Origin of the sequence: Tropicimonas sp. IMCC6043, from assembly GCF_004146235.1 — a bacterium.
GTDB lineage: Bacteria > Pseudomonadota > Alphaproteobacteria > Rhodobacterales > Rhodobacteraceae > Tropicimonas.
On record NZ_SELO01000014.1, the window covers coordinates 54,278 to 70,930 of the forward strand.

Annotated in this window: 16 protein-coding genes; 5 read left to right on the plus strand and 11 right to left on the minus strand. The window is 66.7% G+C overall.

Annotation, left to right across the window (positions count from 1 at the left end; all coding sequences use genetic code 11):
- Nucleotides 1-2: 2 nt before the first annotated feature.
- Nucleotides 3-1,163: an acetyl-CoA C-acyltransferase gene (locus EU800_RS28710; protein ID WP_129633369.1), complete on the minus strand. Its 1,161-nt coding sequence runs from the start codon at nt 1,161-1,163 to the stop codon at nt 3-5.
- A gap of 89 nt (nt 1,164-1,252) precedes the next feature.
- Between EU800_RS28710 and EU800_RS28715 the strand changes: the two genes are divergently transcribed.
- From EU800_RS28715 to EU800_RS28725, 3 genes are all read left to right on the plus strand, one after another.
- On the plus strand, nt 1,253-1,597 hold the full coding sequence (locus EU800_RS28715; protein WP_129633371.1) for an STAS domain-containing protein: 345 nt from the start codon (nt 1,253-1,255) through the stop codon (nt 1,595-1,597).
- Complete coding sequence (locus tag EU800_RS28720; protein ID WP_129633373.1) at nt 1,597-2,139, plus strand: ATP-binding protein; 543 nt, start codon at nt 1,597-1,599, stop codon at nt 2,137-2,139. The genes EU800_RS28715 and EU800_RS28720 overlap by 1 nt, the downstream gene beginning before the upstream one ends.
- Nucleotides 2,140-2,275: 136 nt before the next feature.
- Nucleotides 2,276-3,856, plus strand: a complete 1,581-nt coding sequence (locus tag EU800_RS28725) for a gamma-glutamyltransferase family protein (RefSeq protein ID WP_129633375.1) — start codon at nt 2,276-2,278, stop codon at nt 3,854-3,856.
- Nucleotides 3,857-3,888: 32 nt separating this feature from the next.
- Here EU800_RS28725 and hspQ read toward each other — a convergent pair whose 3' ends face one another.
- A complete protein-coding gene (hspQ, locus tag EU800_RS28730; RefSeq protein ID WP_129633377.1) occupies nt 3,889-4,215 on the minus strand; it encodes a heat shock protein HspQ in 327 nt (108 codons plus the stop codon).
- A gap of 392 nt (nt 4,216-4,607) precedes the next feature.
- On the opposite strand from hspQ, the gene EU800_RS28735 reads away from it, so the two are divergent.
- Nucleotides 4,608-5,189 carry a transglycosylase SLT domain-containing protein gene (locus EU800_RS28735; protein ID WP_129633379.1) on the plus strand — a complete coding sequence of 194 codons (582 nt, stop codon included), beginning with the start codon at nt 4,608-4,610 and terminating at the stop codon, nt 5,187-5,189.
- Between the two features lie 10 nt (nt 5,190-5,199).
- Here EU800_RS28735 and EU800_RS28740 read toward each other — a convergent pair whose 3' ends face one another.
- The 4 genes from EU800_RS28740 to EU800_RS28755 all read right to left on the minus strand — a co-directional run bounded on the left by EU800_RS28740 (nt 5,200) and on the right by EU800_RS28755 (nt 11,458).
- Nucleotides 5,200-5,793, minus strand: a complete 594-nt coding sequence (locus EU800_RS28740) for an outer membrane lipoprotein carrier protein LolA (RefSeq protein WP_129633469.1) — start codon at nt 5,791-5,793, stop codon at nt 5,200-5,202.
- A gap of 132 nt (nt 5,794-5,925) precedes the next feature.
- Nucleotides 5,926-8,796, minus strand: coding sequence for a DNA translocase FtsK (locus tag EU800_RS28745; protein ID WP_129633381.1), 2,871 nt, complete (start codon nt 8,794-8,796; stop codon nt 5,926-5,928).
- A 17-nt stretch (nt 8,797-8,813) separates the two neighbouring features.
- The gene (locus tag EU800_RS28750; RefSeq protein WP_129633383.1) at nt 8,814-9,995 is read right to left on the minus strand and encodes an aminotransferase class I/II-fold pyridoxal phosphate-dependent enzyme; all 1,182 of its coding nucleotides are present in this window, start codon (nt 9,993-9,995) and stop codon (nt 8,814-8,816) included.
- 134 nt (nt 9,996-10,129) lie between these two features.
- A complete protein-coding gene (locus EU800_RS28755; RefSeq protein WP_129633385.1) occupies nt 10,130-11,458 on the minus strand; it encodes an amidase in 1,329 nt (442 codons plus the stop codon).
- An 89-nt stretch (nt 11,459-11,547) separates the two neighbouring features.
- Between EU800_RS28755 and EU800_RS28760 the strand changes: the two genes are divergently transcribed.
- Nucleotides 11,548-12,777, plus strand: coding sequence for a UbiH/UbiF/VisC/COQ6 family ubiquinone biosynthesis hydroxylase (locus tag EU800_RS28760; protein ID WP_129633387.1), 1,230 nt, complete (start codon nt 11,548-11,550; stop codon nt 12,775-12,777).
- Nucleotides 12,778-12,857: 80 nt separating this feature from the next.
- Here the strand turns inward: EU800_RS28760 and EU800_RS28765 are convergent, their stop codons facing one another.
- The 5 genes from EU800_RS28765 to EU800_RS28785 all read right to left on the minus strand — a co-directional run bounded on the left by EU800_RS28765 (nt 12,858) and on the right by EU800_RS28785 (nt 16,494).
- Nucleotides 12,858-13,046, minus strand: a complete 189-nt coding sequence (locus EU800_RS28765; RefSeq protein WP_129633389.1) for a Trm112 family protein — start codon at nt 13,044-13,046, stop codon at nt 12,858-12,860.
- A complete protein-coding gene (locus EU800_RS28770) occupies nt 13,043-13,681 on the minus strand; it encodes an LON peptidase substrate-binding domain-containing protein (RefSeq protein WP_129633391.1) in 639 nt (212 codons plus the stop codon). Before EU800_RS28770 ends, EU800_RS28765 begins: the two co-directional genes overlap by 4 nt.
- A gap of 26 nt (nt 13,682-13,707) precedes the next feature.
- Nucleotides 13,708-14,628 carry a tetratricopeptide repeat protein gene (locus EU800_RS28775; protein ID WP_129633393.1) on the minus strand — a complete coding sequence of 307 codons (921 nt, stop codon included), beginning with the start codon at nt 14,626-14,628 and terminating at the stop codon, nt 13,708-13,710.
- 70 nt (nt 14,629-14,698) lie between these two features.
- Nucleotides 14,699-15,487, minus strand: coding sequence for an exodeoxyribonuclease III (locus EU800_RS28780; protein ID WP_129633396.1), 789 nt, complete (start codon nt 15,485-15,487; stop codon nt 14,699-14,701).
- A 320-nt stretch (nt 15,488-15,807) separates the two neighbouring features.
- On the minus strand, nt 15,808-16,494 hold the full coding sequence (locus tag EU800_RS28785) for a response regulator transcription factor (RefSeq protein WP_129633398.1): 687 nt from the start codon (nt 16,492-16,494) through the stop codon (nt 15,808-15,810).
- Nucleotides 16,495-16,653: the final 159 nt, after the last annotated feature.

Below are 16,653 nucleotides of genomic sequence, written 5' to 3' on the forward strand. Positions count from 1 at the left end.
TCCTATGGCCGCTCGATGGCAATGGCCGTGCCTTCGCCTCCGCCGATACAGATCGCCGCCACGCCACGCTTCAGGCCGTGCCGTTCCAGCGCGTGCAGCAGTGTGACCAGAATACGTGCGCCCGAGGCGCCGATCGGATGGCCAAGTGCGCAGGCGCCGCCATGGATGTTCATCCTCTCGCGCGGCACCGACATCTCGCGCATGAAGGCCATGGGCACAACCGCGAAAGCCTCGTTGACCTCCCATAGGTCGACATCGCCGACAGACCAGCCGGTCCGGTCGAGCAGCTTGCGCGCCGCCGGTGCCGGAGCGGTGGTGAACCATCCCGGCGCCTGGGCGTGGCTCGCATGGCCGAGGATTCGCGCGCGTACAGGTAGGCCGGCATCCTCCGCCGCCAATACCAGCGCTGCCGCGCCATCAGAGATCGAGGAGGAATTGGCCGCCGTCACGCTGCCGCCGTCACGAAAGGCTGGCTTCAGTTGCGGGATCCTGTCCGGCCGCGCCTTGGCCGGCTGTTCGTCCTCGGAGAAGACGGTGTCGCCCTTGCGTCCGCGCACCTTCACCGGGACGATCTCCGCCGAGAGGGCCCCGCTCCGCTGTGCCTCCAGAGCGTTCGAGAGCGACGCCAGCGCATAGGCGTCCTGGTCCGCGCGGGTGAAACCGAAATGATCCGCGCAGTCCTCGGCGAAACTGCCCATCAGCCGCCCGGTGTCATAGGCATCCTCGAGCCCGTCGAGGAACATCGAGTCCTGGACGACCTGGTGGCCGATCCGCGCGCCCGCGCGCATTTTCGGCAGCAGGTAGGGCGCGTTGGTCATGCTCTCCATGCCGCCCGCCACCATCACCCGCGCCTGCCCGAGCGCGATCCGGTCATAGGCCAGCATCGCCGCCGCCATCCCCGAGCCGCACATCTTGTTGAGCGTCGTCGCCGGCACCGACGCGTCCAGTCCGGCGCCGAAGCCCGCCTGCCGCGCCGGCGCCTGCCCCTGCCCGGCCGGCAACACGCAGCCCATGACGAGCTCCTCCGCACCCGCCGTGCGCGCATTCTCCAGCGCTCCGCGAATTGCCACCGCGCCCAGCTCATGCGCTGTCAGCGGCGCGAATGCCCCTTGGAACCCGCCCATCGGCGTGCGCACCGCGCCGGCTATAACCACTTGGTTCATGATCTTCTCCCTCTGCCCGACGACACATACCGAATGGTAAGGTTTTTCGTCCAGTTTGACCGGCGTCCGGAATGGTCAGGAGGCACGCTATGGAGTTCGAAACGACCCGCCAGGGTGGCATCCTGCGGATCAACGTTCTGGCCGAACGCATTGATGCCGCCTGCGCGATCGAGTTCAAGGACCGGATCCGGGAGCTTTGCGGGGAGGAGCCGCCCCGGGTGATCCTGGACATGCAGAGGGTCGACTTTCTCGATTCCTCCGGCCTCGGCGCCGTCGTCGCGGTGATGAAGATCCTCGGCAAGGACCGTTCGCTCGAACTGGCCGGGCTGAGCACCAAGGTCTCCAAAGTGTTCCGGCTGACACGGATGGACTCGGTCTTCAAGATCCACCCTTCGGCCGCAGCGGTCATGAAATCGAACGCCAGCGCCGCGTGATGAAACCAGATCGTGCCCCCCGCGGTGTCCCCAGCCGGAAGGATCCTGCCGATGCGGCCGGTTCGAAAAGCCGGACCAGCGACGGCAGAGACACGCCGCCCCCCCAACCTGCCCGAAGCCTGAGCCGGAGCATCGAGTCGACGCCGCGTGACGTCCGCCGGGCACTGAAAACCATTTCCGGCGAACTCGCGTTGCAGGGAATTGGCGAAACGGATCGCGAGGCGATCGAGGTCGTGCTTGCCGAGTGCATGAACAATGTCGTGGAACACGCCTTCGGGGAGACGCCGGGCAGACGGTTCGACTTGCGCCTGCATATCGCCGACGACCAACTCTTCTGCCGGGTGGAGGACCGAGGCAAGCCGATGCCCGGTCTCGCCCCGCCCGCGGGACGATTGCCGGATCTCCCGGTGAGACTCGAGGACCTGCCCGAGGGCGGTTTCGGTTGGTTCCTGATAAGGGAGTTGACGTGTGATTTGCGCTATTGCCGGCGGGATGACCGAAACAGCCTGACGTTCCAGATTCCGCTCGGCCGCTGCGACTGACACCGCCGCGGCATGGGGTCCTCGAATTGCCCCGCCACCGGATCAGGCCGAGCGCGGCCGCGGCGGCCGGACGCACCTCCTAGCGGCTGGACGAACTCCTCTTCCCTGCGCAGGATGCCGGCGAAAGGAGAAGACAATGCGCGATTTTCACAGGCCCGGCCGCTCTACTGTCCATGCCGAGCGCGGGCTCTGCGCCACGTCTCACCCGCTGGCCGCGATGGTGGCCGTCGATATCCTGCGGCAGGGCGGCAACGCCGTCGACGCGGCCATCGCGGCCGCAGTCCTGCTGGGCTTCTGCGAGCCGCAGATGACCGGGATCGGCGGCGATTGCTTCGCCCTTGTGAGCCCCACACCCGAATCCGATCCGGTCGCGCTTAACGGCTCGGGCCGTGCGCCGATGGCGCTCGACGCCGAGAGGCTGCGCGGCGCAGGGCACAGGCGCATGCCGGTCGAGGGAGCAACGGCGGTCACGATCCCCGGAGCGGTCGCGGGCTTCGCCGCGCTCTCCGAACGTTTCGGCCGGCTCGGGCTCGCCGCGAGTCTTGCGCCTGCCATCGACTACGCCGAGGCGGGCGTGCCGGTCGCGCCCCGCGTCGCCTTCGACTGGGCGGACGGAGCGTCGCATCTGCAAGGCGCTGCGCGCCGGTATTTCCTCAAGGACGGCGCACCGCTCCGAGTCGGCGATGTGTTTCGCGCGCCGGAACAGGCCGATGTGCTCCGTGCAATTGCGGAGCGAGGACCGGCGGCATTTTACGAGGGCGCTATTGCGCAGGACATGGTCGCCGCGCTGAAGGCGGCCGGCGGCTGCCACGAAGAGGCGGATTTCGCCCGCTGCCGCGCCGATTGGGGCCAACCGATCCGGGGGCAGTATCGGGGCACCGAGGTGCTTGAGCATCCGCCCAACGGTCAGGGCGCGGTGGCGCTGCTCATGTTGCAGATGCTGGAGGCATTCGATGTCGAGTCGCTGGACCCACTGGGCGCCGACCGCGTCGAGCTCGAGGCGGGCATCGCGCGCCTCGCCTATGACGCCCGCAACCGCCTGCTTGCCGATCCGGACGCCATGGCGGACCCCGGCGCTCTTCACGATCCTGCCCTCGCCGCCGAGCTCGTCGCCAAACTGGATCGCAGCGCCGTTCCGGCCGGAATACGGAGCCACACTCATGCCAGCCACCGCGACACCGTGCTCGTGACTGTCGTCGATCGCGACCGCATGGCGGTCTCGCTCATCTATTCCATTTTCAACGAGTTCGGGTCCGGTGTCGCCTGCGAGCGCCATGGCATTCTTTTCCACAACCGCGGTGCCGGGTTCTCTCTGGAGCCGGGCCACCCGAACGAGGCCGGCCCCGGCAAACGCCCGATGCACACGATCCTCCCCGGCCTGCTGCGACGCGACGGCCGCACGCTGATGCCGTTCGGCGTGATGGGCGGCCAGTTCCAGCCCACAGGCCACATGCGGCTGATCTCGAACATGATCGATTTCGGCATGGACCTGCAGGAGGCCATCGACGCCCCGCGCTCATTTGCCTTCGACGGCGAGCTGCGCCTCGAGCGTGGCTATCCGCCGGCGGTGCACGTGGAGCTCGAACGTCGCGGCCATCGCGTCGTGATCCCGCCGGACGCTCTCGGCGGCGCCCAGGCGATCCTCTTTGACTCCGAGACCGGCCTGCTCATAGGCGCCTCAGATCCGCGCAAAGACGGGATCGCGCTCGGGTATTGAGATCGCTCAGGAAAGGAAGTCTACGGCGCGCGTCAGTTCAGTTGGAAATGCAGCGGGTAGACGCCGTCTTCGAACTCGCCGAAAAGATCCGGAAGGTCGGGATGATCCACCGGCTCGCCGGAGTTATCGGGTACAAGGTTCTGTTCGGAGACGTAGGCGACGTAGTAGCTCTGATCGTTTTCCGCCAGAAGGTGGTAGAACGGCTGCTCCTTCTCGGGGCGCGCGTCCTCGGGAATCGAGTCGTACCACTCCTCGCTATTGGAGAACATCGCGTCGACATCAAACACCACGCCCCGGAAGGGATGCTTCCGGTGCCGGACGACCTGTCCGAGATGGTATTTGGCATGACTCTTAAACATAGTTCGTAGTCCCCACCTCCCCTGAGTAAGCCTTCGACAGGCGCGTGTCCATGCTATGGGGCGGAAAACATGGGAAACAGACTGTGAACCAAGGTCCGACAGTGCTCGAAATCGTCGTACCCAATTCCGACATCGGTCCTGCGAAGGCGCGCGCCGGCAGCCGAACCCGCCGCACGGCAGGACGGACGAAATGAGGGGTGCGCGGCTCGGTCCGTCTGGTCATCGAATTGATGCGTCCGACCAGTGCAATCCTGTCGCGAACGCATGCATTTCCCGTCCAGATGACGGCTTTTTGCTTCCATTGTTGGCGGTTTGACATTTCCTCGCGGCCGGATTTGCCCTAAAGTCGGACGCAATAACGAGCAGTGAAAAAACAATGATTGGACAGGCGGATGACCCGGATATTCTGCGCCCTGTGCCTTGTCGCGGCCCTCGCCGGTTGCGGCGGCGGCAAGCATTCCCCCAGAAACCTCGACAATGCCTGCAGCATCGTCGACCAGCGCCCGAATTACCTGCGGGCGATGAAATCCACCGAGCGCAAATGGGGCGTTCCGGTGCCGGTGCAGATGGCAATCATCCACCAGGAAAGCAAGTTCGACGGCGACGCGCGCACACCCTATCAATGGTCGCTCGGCGTGATCCCGATGGGGCGGCAAAGCTCGGCCTATGGCTATAGCCAGGCGCTCGACGGCACTTGGGACCACTACCGCGACGAGACCCGAAATCGCGGCGCCAAGCGGGACAATATCCGCGACGCCACCGATTTCATGGGCTGGTACATGAACAAGACCAAAGAGAAGCTCGGCATTCCGCTCTCGGATGCGCGCGACCAGTATCTCGCCTATCACGATGGCTGGACCGGCTACAGCCGCGGCACCTACCGTTCCAAGAGCTGGCTCCTGACGGTCTCGGCGAATGTCGGTGCCCGCGCGGAACTCTACGAGCAGCAGCTGCGGTCCTGCGGCAAGATCTGAGGACCGTTCGCTACTGCCGCCGCGCTTCCTCGTGGCGGATGTTGAAGAGGCTGGGCTGGAGCGTCACGCCCTTGGCCAGCTCTCCCAGCACGACCGTGGTCTGGTCGCCGCCGCCGTCGGTGATCACCCACTGGCGGAGCTCGATCGGATTGGCTGTGAAAACGAGACGGATGTTGCCGTATTCGGGATGCTCCGGGTCCTGGGCGATAACGGTCGTGGTTTTGCCGTCGCTCTGATGACCGACGACCATGGAGCGCCGCGCGAGGTTCACGTTTCTCTCGAGGATCAGGTTCAGCGGCGTCTGACTGAGCGGAAACTGCTCGGCCGAACTGTTCGACTTGCCGTCGAAGATCGCCACCGTACCGCCGCCGGCCATCACGAGCGAATTCTCCGGCGGGTTGTATTCGAAGCGGATCCGTCCCGGGCGCTTTATGTAGAGCCGGCCCGTCGAGATCGTGCCGTCGGCGTTGATCTGGGTGAACTCCCCCGACGCCGTCTGGAAAGAGTTGAGATAGCCCGAAATGGCGTTGAGCGAAAGCTTCTCCGCCATCGCCGGAGCGGCGAGCAGCAGCACGGCCGCGAGGGACATCAGGATCTTGCGCATCATGTGATCTGAGTAGGGGCTGGCCACGCGGCTGACCAGTGGCAAAACCATCAAACAGCCGTGACCGGCGGTGGTCCGCCACAGCGTATCACGCGTCGTGTTGCGCAGGTCGTCGCGGCAATCCGCCCGTGCTTAGCTCTGTTCCGGAACGAGGATCTCTCGCTTGCCGACATGGTTCGACGCGCTGACGAGTCCCTCTTCCTCCATCTGCTCCACCAAGCGCGCCGCCTTGTTATAGCCGATCGCGAGCTTACGCTGGATGTAGGAGGTCGAGCACTTGCGGTCCCGGATGACGATCTGCACCGCCTGGTCGTAGAGCGCGTCCTCGCCGTCGGTGTTGCCGCCGAGGCCGAGCACGAGGTCTATGTCGCTTTCGGCATCCTCGTCCGGGCCCTCGACCACGCCGCCGACATAGGAGGGCGGGCCGAAGGCCTTGAGGTGGGTCACGATCTCCTCGACCTCCTCGTCGGAGACGAACGGGCCATGCACGCGGGTGAGCTTGCCGCCGCCGGCCATGTAAAGCATGTCGCCCATGCCGAGGAGCTGTTCGGCGCCCATCTCGCCCAGGATCGTCCGGCTGTCGATCTTGGAGGTCACCTGGAAGGAGATCCGGGTCGGGAAGTTCGCCTTGATCGTGCCGGTGATGACGTCGACCGATGGACGCTGTGTTGCCATGATCAGGTGGATGCCCGACGCTCGCGCCATCTGCGCAAGCCGCTGGATGCAGGCCTCGATCTCCTTGCCCGCGACCATCATCAGGTCGGCCATCTCGTCGACCACGACGACGATGAAGGGCAGAAGCTCGGGAGCGAATTCCTCGGTCTCGAAGACCGGTTCACCCGTCTCGTCGTCGAAACCGGTCTGTACGGTGCGCGAGAACATCTCGCCCCTGGCGAGGGCCTCGCGGACCCGGCCGTTATAGCCCTCGATGTTGCGCACGCCCATCTTGGACATCTTCCGGTAGCGATCCTCCATCTCGCCGACGACCCATTTCAGCGCCACCACAGCCTTCTTGGGGTCGGTGACGACGGGCGAGAGCAGGTGCGGGATGCCGTCATAGACGGAGAGTTCCAGCATTTTCGGGTCGATCATGATCAGCCGACATTCCTCGGGGCTGAGCCGATAGAGCAGCGAAACGATCATCGTATTGATGGCGACCGACTTGCCCGATCCGGTGGTGCCGGCGATGAGCAGGTGGGGCATCTTGGCGAGGTTGGCCACGATAGGCGCGCCCCCAATATCCTTGCCGAGCGCCAGCGGCAGCGGCATGGAGCTGTCGCCGAACTCGCGCGCCGAGAGGATCTCGCGCAGGACCACCTTCTCGCGGTTGGCATTGGGCAGTTCGATGCCGATGACCGAGCGGCCCGGAACCGTAGAGACCCGCGCCGAGAGGGCGGACATCGAGCGGGCGATGTCGTCGGCAAGGCCGATCACGCGGCTGGCCTTGAGGCCCGGGGCGGGCTCGAGCTCATACATCGTGACCACCGGGCCGGGACGGACCGAGACGATCTCACCCTTTACGCCGTAGTCGTCGAGCACGTTCTCGAGCATCCGGGCGTTCTCCTCGAGCGCCTCGTCGGAGAGGACGTGGCGCGTGATCGAGGCAGGGTTGGTCAGCAGCGACAGTGGCGGTGCCTCGTAGACCTCGGCCTCGACTGGCTCGAAGGCGAGCGCGGGCTGCGCCTCGGCCTGCGCCTGGCGCGAGGGTTTGGGCACACCCCGTACCGGATGCTGCACCATCGGCTTGGGGTCCTCGGCCGGACCGGATGCGGCACGCGGCAGGATGCGCGGGGAGACCAGCGGGCCGGTGTCGCCGCTTTCCGGCATCGCCGCGGCTGTCGGCGAAGCGGAGAGCGGATGTTGCAAGGCCGAAACCGGAATCGGCGGCATGTCGTCGATCTCGGCCATCGGCGCCGGCGGAACGGCGCCGGGAACCTTGAGGATCAGCGGATCGGGCTTGCGCTTGCGGACCACCGGCGGTTCGGTGCGGCCGACTTGCGGCTGCGGGCGCGCCGTGGCGTTGCGGGCGCGAAGCTTGATCGCATCGGCGATGCGGGCCTTGATCCGGTCCTCGCTCGGCGCTTCCAGGTCATCCAACGCCTCGGCCATCTCCGAAACTGCGGCGGGATCCACGATCTCGGGTTCGGGCGCACGGCGCACCAGGGTCGACACCGAGGAGAACAGACCTCCGGGCCGGGACGTCCGGGCGGGCGGAACGGGCTCGGCACGGCGCGCGGTCAGCGGCGGCTCGAGAACCGCCGCCTCCTCGGCCGCCGCGGCACGGGCCTCTGCGCGGCGGGCGCGGTGCGCGCTGCCCCTCTCCGCGGCGCCGCGGGCCACCGCGCTCGCGCCGGAGAGACCACGGCCGAACAGCCTCAGCAGCCCGTCATAGAGCAGGACGATGCCGACGACGAGGAAGCGGAGGACGCGGCGCAGCTCCTGCGGCGTGAAGCCTGTGACGTAAGCGAGGAGAACCAGCGCGCCGAGGAAGATCGGCAGAGAAATAAGTCGCACGCCGAAACTCGCGGAAATCGGCAGGATGTTCAGCAGCGCGCCAAGCACGGTATCGCCGAACAGCCCGCCGAGGCCGAAACTGTGGCCCCAGGACTCGGGTGGCGCGATCGAGGAGGCAAAGACCGCGACGGCCGCAACGGCGACAGGGGCGAAGAGGATGCGGCCGAGCGCGCGCTCGGCGCCCTGATGGGCGATGAGCCGGAGCCCCCAGGCCAGCGTCAGCGCCGCCAGCACCCAGGCGCCGAAACCGACGACAATGAAGAGCGGCGCTGCGACCGAGGCGCCGAAACGGCCGAGCATGTTCTGCACCGGCGCGTCGGAGACCGAGAAATACGAAGGATCCTGCGGCGCGTAGCTTGCCAGCATCGCCCCGATGCCGACCGCAGTCAGCAGCAATGCGACGCCGATCAGTTCGCGGCCGCGCTTCTCGATCGCTTCCTGCATGCTCGCATCCAGGAGAGGGTCGCGCTGTCGGGTCTGAAATGCCATTCGCTCTGTCGTCCTTGTTACTTGAAGAGGCCGTCGCGGAGCCGCGTCAACCCGCGCCGCACCTCGTCCAGATCCGCCACCATGGCGACACGGATGAACCCCGCGCCGGGATTCCCGTCGCCCGCATCGCGTCCGAGATAGGCGCCCGGAAGGACCCGGACGCCGGATGCGCCGTAAAGCTTGCGCGCTGCCGCCTCGCCATCTTCGACGGGCAACCAGAGAAAGAACCCGCCCTCGGGGCCGGCATAGCCCGGCACGCCTTCGAAGATCCGGTCGGCGAGGCGGTATTTCTCCTGGTAGAGTTCAAGCGACGCCGCAACATGCGTCTCGTCGGCCCAGACGCGCTCGGCCACGCGCTGGAGCGGCAATGGGAGCGGCGCTCCGGCATAGGCGCGGAGCTGACGGATGCGCGCGAGGCTGGTCGGACCGCCGGCGACGAAGCCCGAACGCAGGCCCGGCAGGTTGGACCGCTTGGAAAGCGAGTGGAAGATCACCACCCGCTCGGGGTCCGCGCCACGGTCCGAGGCAACTTGGAGCGCGCCGACGGGCGGGGTGTCGCGGTAGATCTCGGAATAGCATTCGTCGGCGAAGATCCTGAAATCGTGCCGCTCCGCGAGATCCAGCAGGCGCATCCAGTAGGCCCGGTCGGCCACCGCGCCTTGCGGGTTCGAGGGCGAGCAGACATAGGCGATGGCGACCCGGTCGAGCAGCTCGGGCGGAAGCGCAGCATAATCGGGCAGGAAGCCGGTCTCGGCGGCCGCCGGAACATAGACCGGCTCCGCAGCGACGCTCAGTGCGGCCACCGCATAGACCTGGTAAAACGGGTTCGGCACCAGCACCACGGGCGCACGCCCATGCTTCTGTTCCGGACAGAGGGCGATCGCGGCGCCGAAGAGCCCCTCGCGCGTGCCGTTCAGCGCCATGACCTGGGTTTCAGGATCGATCCGGACGTCGTAGCGGCGCGCGACCCAGTTGGAGATGGCGGCACGCAGCTCCGGTGTTCCATCATTCGGCGGGTATTTGGCGAAACCCGAGACATTGTCCGCCAGCACCTCGGCCACGAAGTCCGGCATGGCATGGCGCGGCTCGCCGATAGTCATGTCAATGACATCGCCTCCCGGCTCGATATCGGCCAGGAGCGTCCGCAGCCGCGGAAACGCGTATTCGGGAAGGTCCGCAAACCTCTCTGGGAACGTCATGCGCTCGGTTTCTGTACTGCCTCAGGACACGGGGTCATACCGCCCCGTTTGCCAGCAGAGTAGCCAGTGACGGCGCCCGGGTCCAGAAAATGTCGCAAGACTCCCCGGGGCTTGTGGCATTTGCGCCAGAGCGCTCAGGGGAGCGCCGCCTCGGCCGCCGCGCCGAGCCGGAGAAGCGCCTCCTCGCGCATCGGCGGGGCGAGGAAACTGACGCCGGTGCCGGGATGACCGGTCGGCAGAGTCAGGCCGCAGAGCCCGAGAAGATTGCCGATGCGCGTGTTGCGCAGGGCAAGGAGGTTCTCGGCGTTGAAGAACGCGACATCGGCTCCGACCTCGGCGATTTTCGGGGGCAGGCTCGGCACGGTCGGCACCAACACCGCGTCGAATCCGGCGGTCTCGGCGAGATAGCGAGCGCGCAGATCCTCTAGCTCCTCCCATGCGGCGACATAGTCGGGCCCGGAAACCTCGAGGCCACCCTGGAAGCGTTGCAGGATCGCCGGATACATCAGCTCCGGTTGCGCCTCGATCGCGTCCTTCCAGGTGCCGTAGGCCTCGGGTGCGTAGAGCAACGGGGACAACGCCAGCGCCTCGGCGACGACCGGCAGCTTCCGGCGTTCGATCACCGCTCCAGCGCTGGCGAGCCGCTCGACGGCGCTCTCGAAACCGGCGAGCGGCTCGGCGCGGATCTCCTCGAGCGCGACGGTCTCGAGCACCATGAGACGCCTGCCGGCGAGCGTTGCGCCGGTCAGGTCGGCCGGTTTGCCACCCTCGAGCACGGCGAGCAGCAGCGCGGCATCCTCGACGCTGCGGCTGAGCGGGCCGATCGTGTCGAAACGCGGACAGAGCGGCACGATCCCCTGGAGAGACAGCCGGCCATGGCTGGTCTTGAGGCCGACGAGATCGTTCCAGGCCGCCGGCAGGCGCACCGACCCGCCGGTATCCGAGCCGATCGCCGCGGGGGCGAGACCGTAGGCCACCGAGGTCGCCGCGCCCGAGGACGAGCCGCCGGACACCGCCTCGGGATCGTTCACGCAGGGCGGCGAGGCGGTGACCGGGTTGAACCCGAGGCCGGAAAAAGCGAGCTCGCTCATATGGGTCTTGCCGAGGCAGACGAGGCCGGCGGCAGTGGCGTTGCGCAGCATCTCCGCATCGGCGCCGGGCACGCGCCCCTTGAGCAACGCGCTGCCAGCCTCGGTCTCGATGCCGGCGGTGTCGACGAGGTCCTTCCAGCTCACCGGCACACCGTCGAGCGCGCCGCGGCGCCCTCCGCTCTGCGCACGGGCACGCGCCGCCATCGCCTCGTCGAGCGCCCGCTGCCGCGTCGGACGGACGTAGATCCGGTCGCCATAGGGATGCGTGTCGATCGCCTCGAGAAAGGCTTCGGCCAGAGCCACCGGGTCGATCCGCAGATCCCCGATCCCGCGCCCCAGCTCGGCTGCGCTCATCTTCAGCCACGCATCCATCTCCGCCTCCCGGAAAAACTCGCCTGCGCGGACCGTAGCGGCGGACCAGCGCATGGACAATCCCGCAGCGGGGCGTATGTCTGACGGCGATGAAACATGATTGCGATATCCTGATCGTCGGCGGCGGGCTCAATGGTCCGGCGCTGGCGCTTGCGGCGGCCCAGGCGGGCCTCTCCTCCATCGTCGTCGACCGGCTGAGTGTCGCGGCGCGCAGCGATACCGGGTTCGACGGGCGCAGCTATGCGCTGGCGCTCGCCTCGCAGCGCCTGCTGGCCGCCATCGGCATCTGGGAGCGCGTCGCGAACGAAGCACAGCCGATCCTGCATATCGTGACCAGCGACGGGCGGGCCGGAGAAGGCCCGGTCTGGCCCTTCGCGATGCATTTCGACAATGGCGAGATCGACGAAGGCGCCATGGGCTTCATGCTCGAAGACCGCTACCTGCGCCAGGCGCTTCTCGATGCCATCGAAGCGAACCCGCTGGTGACCACGCGCTCCGGTGAGGATGTCATCGCGCAGGAGATCACGCCGGAATCGGCGCGGATCACGCTGGCCTCCGGCGAAAGCCTGACCGGTGCGCTGCTGGTCGGCGCGGACGGACGCACGTCCGGCGTGTGCCGGCGCGCGGGCATCCGGCGAACCGGATGGGACTACGGGCAGACCGCGCTGGTCTGCGCCGTCGAGCACGAGCTGCCGCATGGCGGCACGGCGCACCAGTTCTTCATGCCGTCCGGGCCTCTGGCGATCCTGCCGTTGCCCGGCAACCGCAGTTCCATCGTCTGGAGCGAGGCCACCGAGACCGCCGAGCGGATCGCCGCGCTGGACGATGCGGGCTTCCTCGAAGCCTTGCGCCCGCGCTTCGGCGATTTCCTGGGGGACATCCGGCTGGCGGGCGCGCGCTTCAGCTACCCGCTCAACCTGACCATGGCGAACCGGATTGTCGGGGAAAGGCTGGCGTTGATCGGGGATGCGGCGCAAGGCGTGCACCCGATCGCCGGCCAGGGCTTCAACCAGGGGCTCGTGGATGTTGCAACGCTCGTCCAGGTGCTGGCAGAAGCGCGGCGGCGTGGCGAGGATATCGGTTCGTCGCTCGTCCTGGAACGCCACCGCGCCTGGCGCAGCTTCGACCGGAGCGCCCTCGCCCTCGGCATGGACACCGTCAACCGGCTCTTTTCAAACGACAATCCGCTGCTTCGGCTCGGCCGCGACATCGGCATGGCGGCGATCGACCGGATGCCTGGCCTGCGCCGCGCCTTCATCCGCGAAGCCGCGGGCGTCACTGGCGATATCCCGAACCTGCTGAAGGGCCGGCCCGCCTGAACCCGCGCCCCCGGACTGGCACTGGCGGTCCTACAAGAGCGCGGGGCAAGCACCTCTGCGCGCCTCGGAGGCCGCGCCAGTCAGTCGAGCTTTCGCGCCTCGTCCACCAGCAGGATCGGAATGCCGTTGCGGATCGGATAGGCCAGCCGCGCGACGCGGGAGATGAGCTCCTGGTGCTCCGCGTCATAGTGCAGGGTTGTGCGGGTCTGCGGACAGACCAGCGCCTCGAGCATCCTGCGATCGTGAAGCGGCGTCGGCGCCTCGGTCATTGCATCACCTCAGAGCCGTCCTCGCCGGAATGGAGCGAGAACTCCATCAGCGCTGTCAGCGTCTCGCGCCGGTCCGATAGGCTCGGCGCTTCCAGCAGCGCCTGCTTGTCGCCCACGTCGAAAGGCAGCAGCATCGACAGCGAATTGATCATCAGTTCGTCATCGGCCTCCTTGATACTGTCCCAGTCGGTCGAGAGACCGCGAATCTCGAAGAACCGCGCCAGAAGCTCCAGAAAGGCGGTGCGATGGAAGCTCGGGTCCCGTTCCTGGGTGCCGAGATCGCGGGCGAAACCGGACCAGTCGACATCGGCGCGAATGTAAGGCGTGAAACCCTCGACCTCGGCGCGCAACCGGAATCGGGAGATTCCGGTGAGCGTGATCATGTATCGACCGTCCTCGGTTTCCGAGAAGCCGGTGACGCGGCCGGCACAGCCGATCGCGTTGAGCCCTGCCCCTTGCCCCTCGCGCGGCTGGATCATGCCGATCAGCCGGTGCGATGTCTTCAGCGTGTCGTCGAGCATCGCAAGATAGCGCGGCTCGAAGATATGCAGCGGCAAACGGGCGCGCGGCAGGAGCAGCGCACCGGGAAGGGGAAAGACCGGAATCCGCTCCGGCAGGTCAGCCTCGGTGATCATAACGCCAAGGTAGCGGGATTACCGCGTCAGGCAAATATCAGCGAACTGAGCTTGCGTCGGCCGTTGAGGACCACCGGGTCTGTCGGCTTCAGAGCCTCGAAAATGGTCAGGAGCTGCGCCTTGGCCGCGCCGTCCTTCCACTCGCGATCGCGGCGGAAGAGTTCCAGCAGTTCGGCGACGGCCTCCTCGGTCTTGCCAGAGGCATGCAGCGCCGTGGCGAGGTCGAGACGCGCCTGGTGGTTGCCCGGGTCCGCCTCGACGGCGGCGCGCAGATCGGTCAGCGGGCCGGCATCGGCTGCCTGGCGCGCGAGGCCGAGTTGGGCGCGGGCGGCCTCCACTTCCGGCTTTCCAACGAGTTCTGCCGAGGCGCTGTCGAGGAAGGCCTGCGCCTTGTCGAGCTCGCCAAGCGCGATATGAGCGCGGACCATGCCGCCGAAGGCCGCTGCATTGGTCGGCTCCTCGCCGAGCACCGCCGCGAAAGTCTGCGCGGCATCGACGACGGCGCCCTCGGCCAACATGGCCTCAGCCGCCTCGAGCGCTTCACTGAGACCGCCATCGCCTGCGAGCGCGGCGATGCGGCTGACGAATTCGTTCACGGCGCTCTGCGGTTGCGCGCCCTGGAACATTTGCGCGACCTGGCCCTGGTAGAAGGCGACGACCGTCGGGATCGATTGCAGCGGCAGGCCCTGCTGTGCCAGCATCTGGGCCAGGCGCTGGTTCTGATCGACATCGATCTTGACCATCTTCACCTTGCCCTTCGCAGCCGTCACCGCCTGTTCGAGGATCGGACCGAGCGTCCGGCAGGGCGCGCACCAGGTCGCCCAGAAATCGACGATGACCGGCACCTCCTGAGAGGCGTCGATAACGTCTGCCATGAAGGTCTCTTCGGTGCCGTCCTTGATCAGGCCGGCGGCGGGTTGGGACGGGCTCTGGCCGAATTCAAGCATCGGTGGCTCCTGTTGTCATGGGTTGGGCGATAGATGGCCCATGCGGCAGCCCCTTGCAAGGGGCCGCGGGTCAGAGGTCGAATCGCGCCAGAACCGGGGCATGGTCCGACGGTTTCTCCCAGCCGCGCGCCTGCCGAAGGATCCGGCTCGAATGCGCTGCGCCGGCGATGTCGGGCGTCGCCCAGACATGGTCGAGCCGGCGGCCCTTGTCGGCCGCGTCCCAGTCGCGCGCCCGATAGGACCACCAGGAATAGAGCTTGCCCTCGGGAATGTCGGCGCGGGTCACGTCGACCCATCCGCCTGCCTCTTGAGTCTCGGCGAGGCGCTCGACCTCGACGGGTGTGTGGCTCACCACCTTCAGGAGCTGTTTGTGGCTCCAGACGTCGTCCTCGCGCGGCGCGATGTTCAGGTCGCCCACAAGGATCGCCCGTTCGGGCCGGTGCTCGCGGAACCAGTCGCGCATTCCGGCAAGGTAGTCGAGCTTCTGGCCGAATTTCTCGTTCACCTCGCGGTCCGGCACGTCACCGCCGGCAGGCACGTAGAAATTGTGCAGCACGACGCCGTTCTCGAGACGCGCCGCCACATGCCGGGCATGGCCGAGATCGGCGAAATCCTTGTCGCCCAGGTCTTCGATGGGATGCCTGGACAGGATCGCGACGCCGTTATAGCCCTTCTGCCCGCGCGCGATCATGTAGGGATAGCCGAGATTTGCGAAGATCTCCGCCGGGATTTTCTCCACCGGGCTCTTGCATTCCTGCAGGCAGAGGATGTCCGGTCCCTCCTCGCGCAGGAATTGCGCCACGAGCGGCGCACGCAGGCGCACCGAGTTGATGTTCCAGGTGGCGAGGGAAAAGGGCATGGGCGGGCTCCGGCTGATTTCGCCCTCCCCTACCCCGTTTGCGCGACGCATCCAAGCGCATGGAACGTGCCGGAGGAGGATGACGGAACGCCGGGTCGAGGCGGCCGCATACACGGCTCTTCGATGGAGAGACGGCTGGCGCGACCCTGCCTGCACGCGTCACGTCGTTGCCCTGTCACCACGCGGATGAAAAAAGCCCGGGCATAAAGCCCGGGCCAGTCCAACAGGGAGGTTGCCACGCCATAACCCCGACGCGACCAGGGGAGTGTAACCGGGAAATGGTTGCCACATCCCTTCATAACCGGCGGATGTGTCGCATTTTAGGCAACAAGACGGTATCCACCCGATTCGGTGACGAGCAGCCGAGCGTTCGACGGGTCCGGCTCGATCTTCTGGCGCAGGCGATAGATATGGGTTTCCAGCGTGTGCGTCGTCACACCGGCATTGTAGCCCCAGACCTCGTGCAGAAGCACGTCGCGCGCCACCACGCCCTCGGTGGCGCGGTAGAGGAACTTGAGGATGTTGGTTTCCTTTTCGGTCAGCCGGATCTTCCGCTCGTCCTCGGTGATCAGCATCTTCATCGCCGGCTTGAACATGTAGGGGCCGAGCTGGAACACGGCGTCTTCGGATTGCTCGTGCTGGCGAAGCTGGGCGCGGATGCGCGCGAGCAGGACCGGGAACTTGAAGGGCTTGGTAACATAGTCGTTCGCGCCGGCATCGAGGCCGAGAATCGTGTCGGCGTCGCTGTCGTGCCCCGTCAGCATCAGCACCGGGCACTTCACGCCCTGCTTGCGCATCAGGCGGCAGAGCTCGCGCCCGTCTGTATCGGGCAGCCCGACATCGAGGATGACGAGGTCGAAGACCCCGGCCTTGACCTTCTCCATCGCCTCGTGCCCGTCCCCGGCCTCGAAGACGTCGAAATCCTCCGTCATCACGAGCTGCTCGCTCAATGCCTCGCGCAGGTCCGATTCGTCATCGACGAGTAGAATCTTTTTCAGATTTGCCATTCGGTTTTCTCCTGTGTCTTCAGGCGCAAATGCGGGTGCGTCACGGTTTCGACAAGAAATGCTGCAATCCGATCACGTCGTTGTGTCGAGACAGCGGGATTTGTTTCAGCTTCCGAGCCGAGCCCCGCCGTGCTATCGCGCCTCATCCGATCCCGCGAG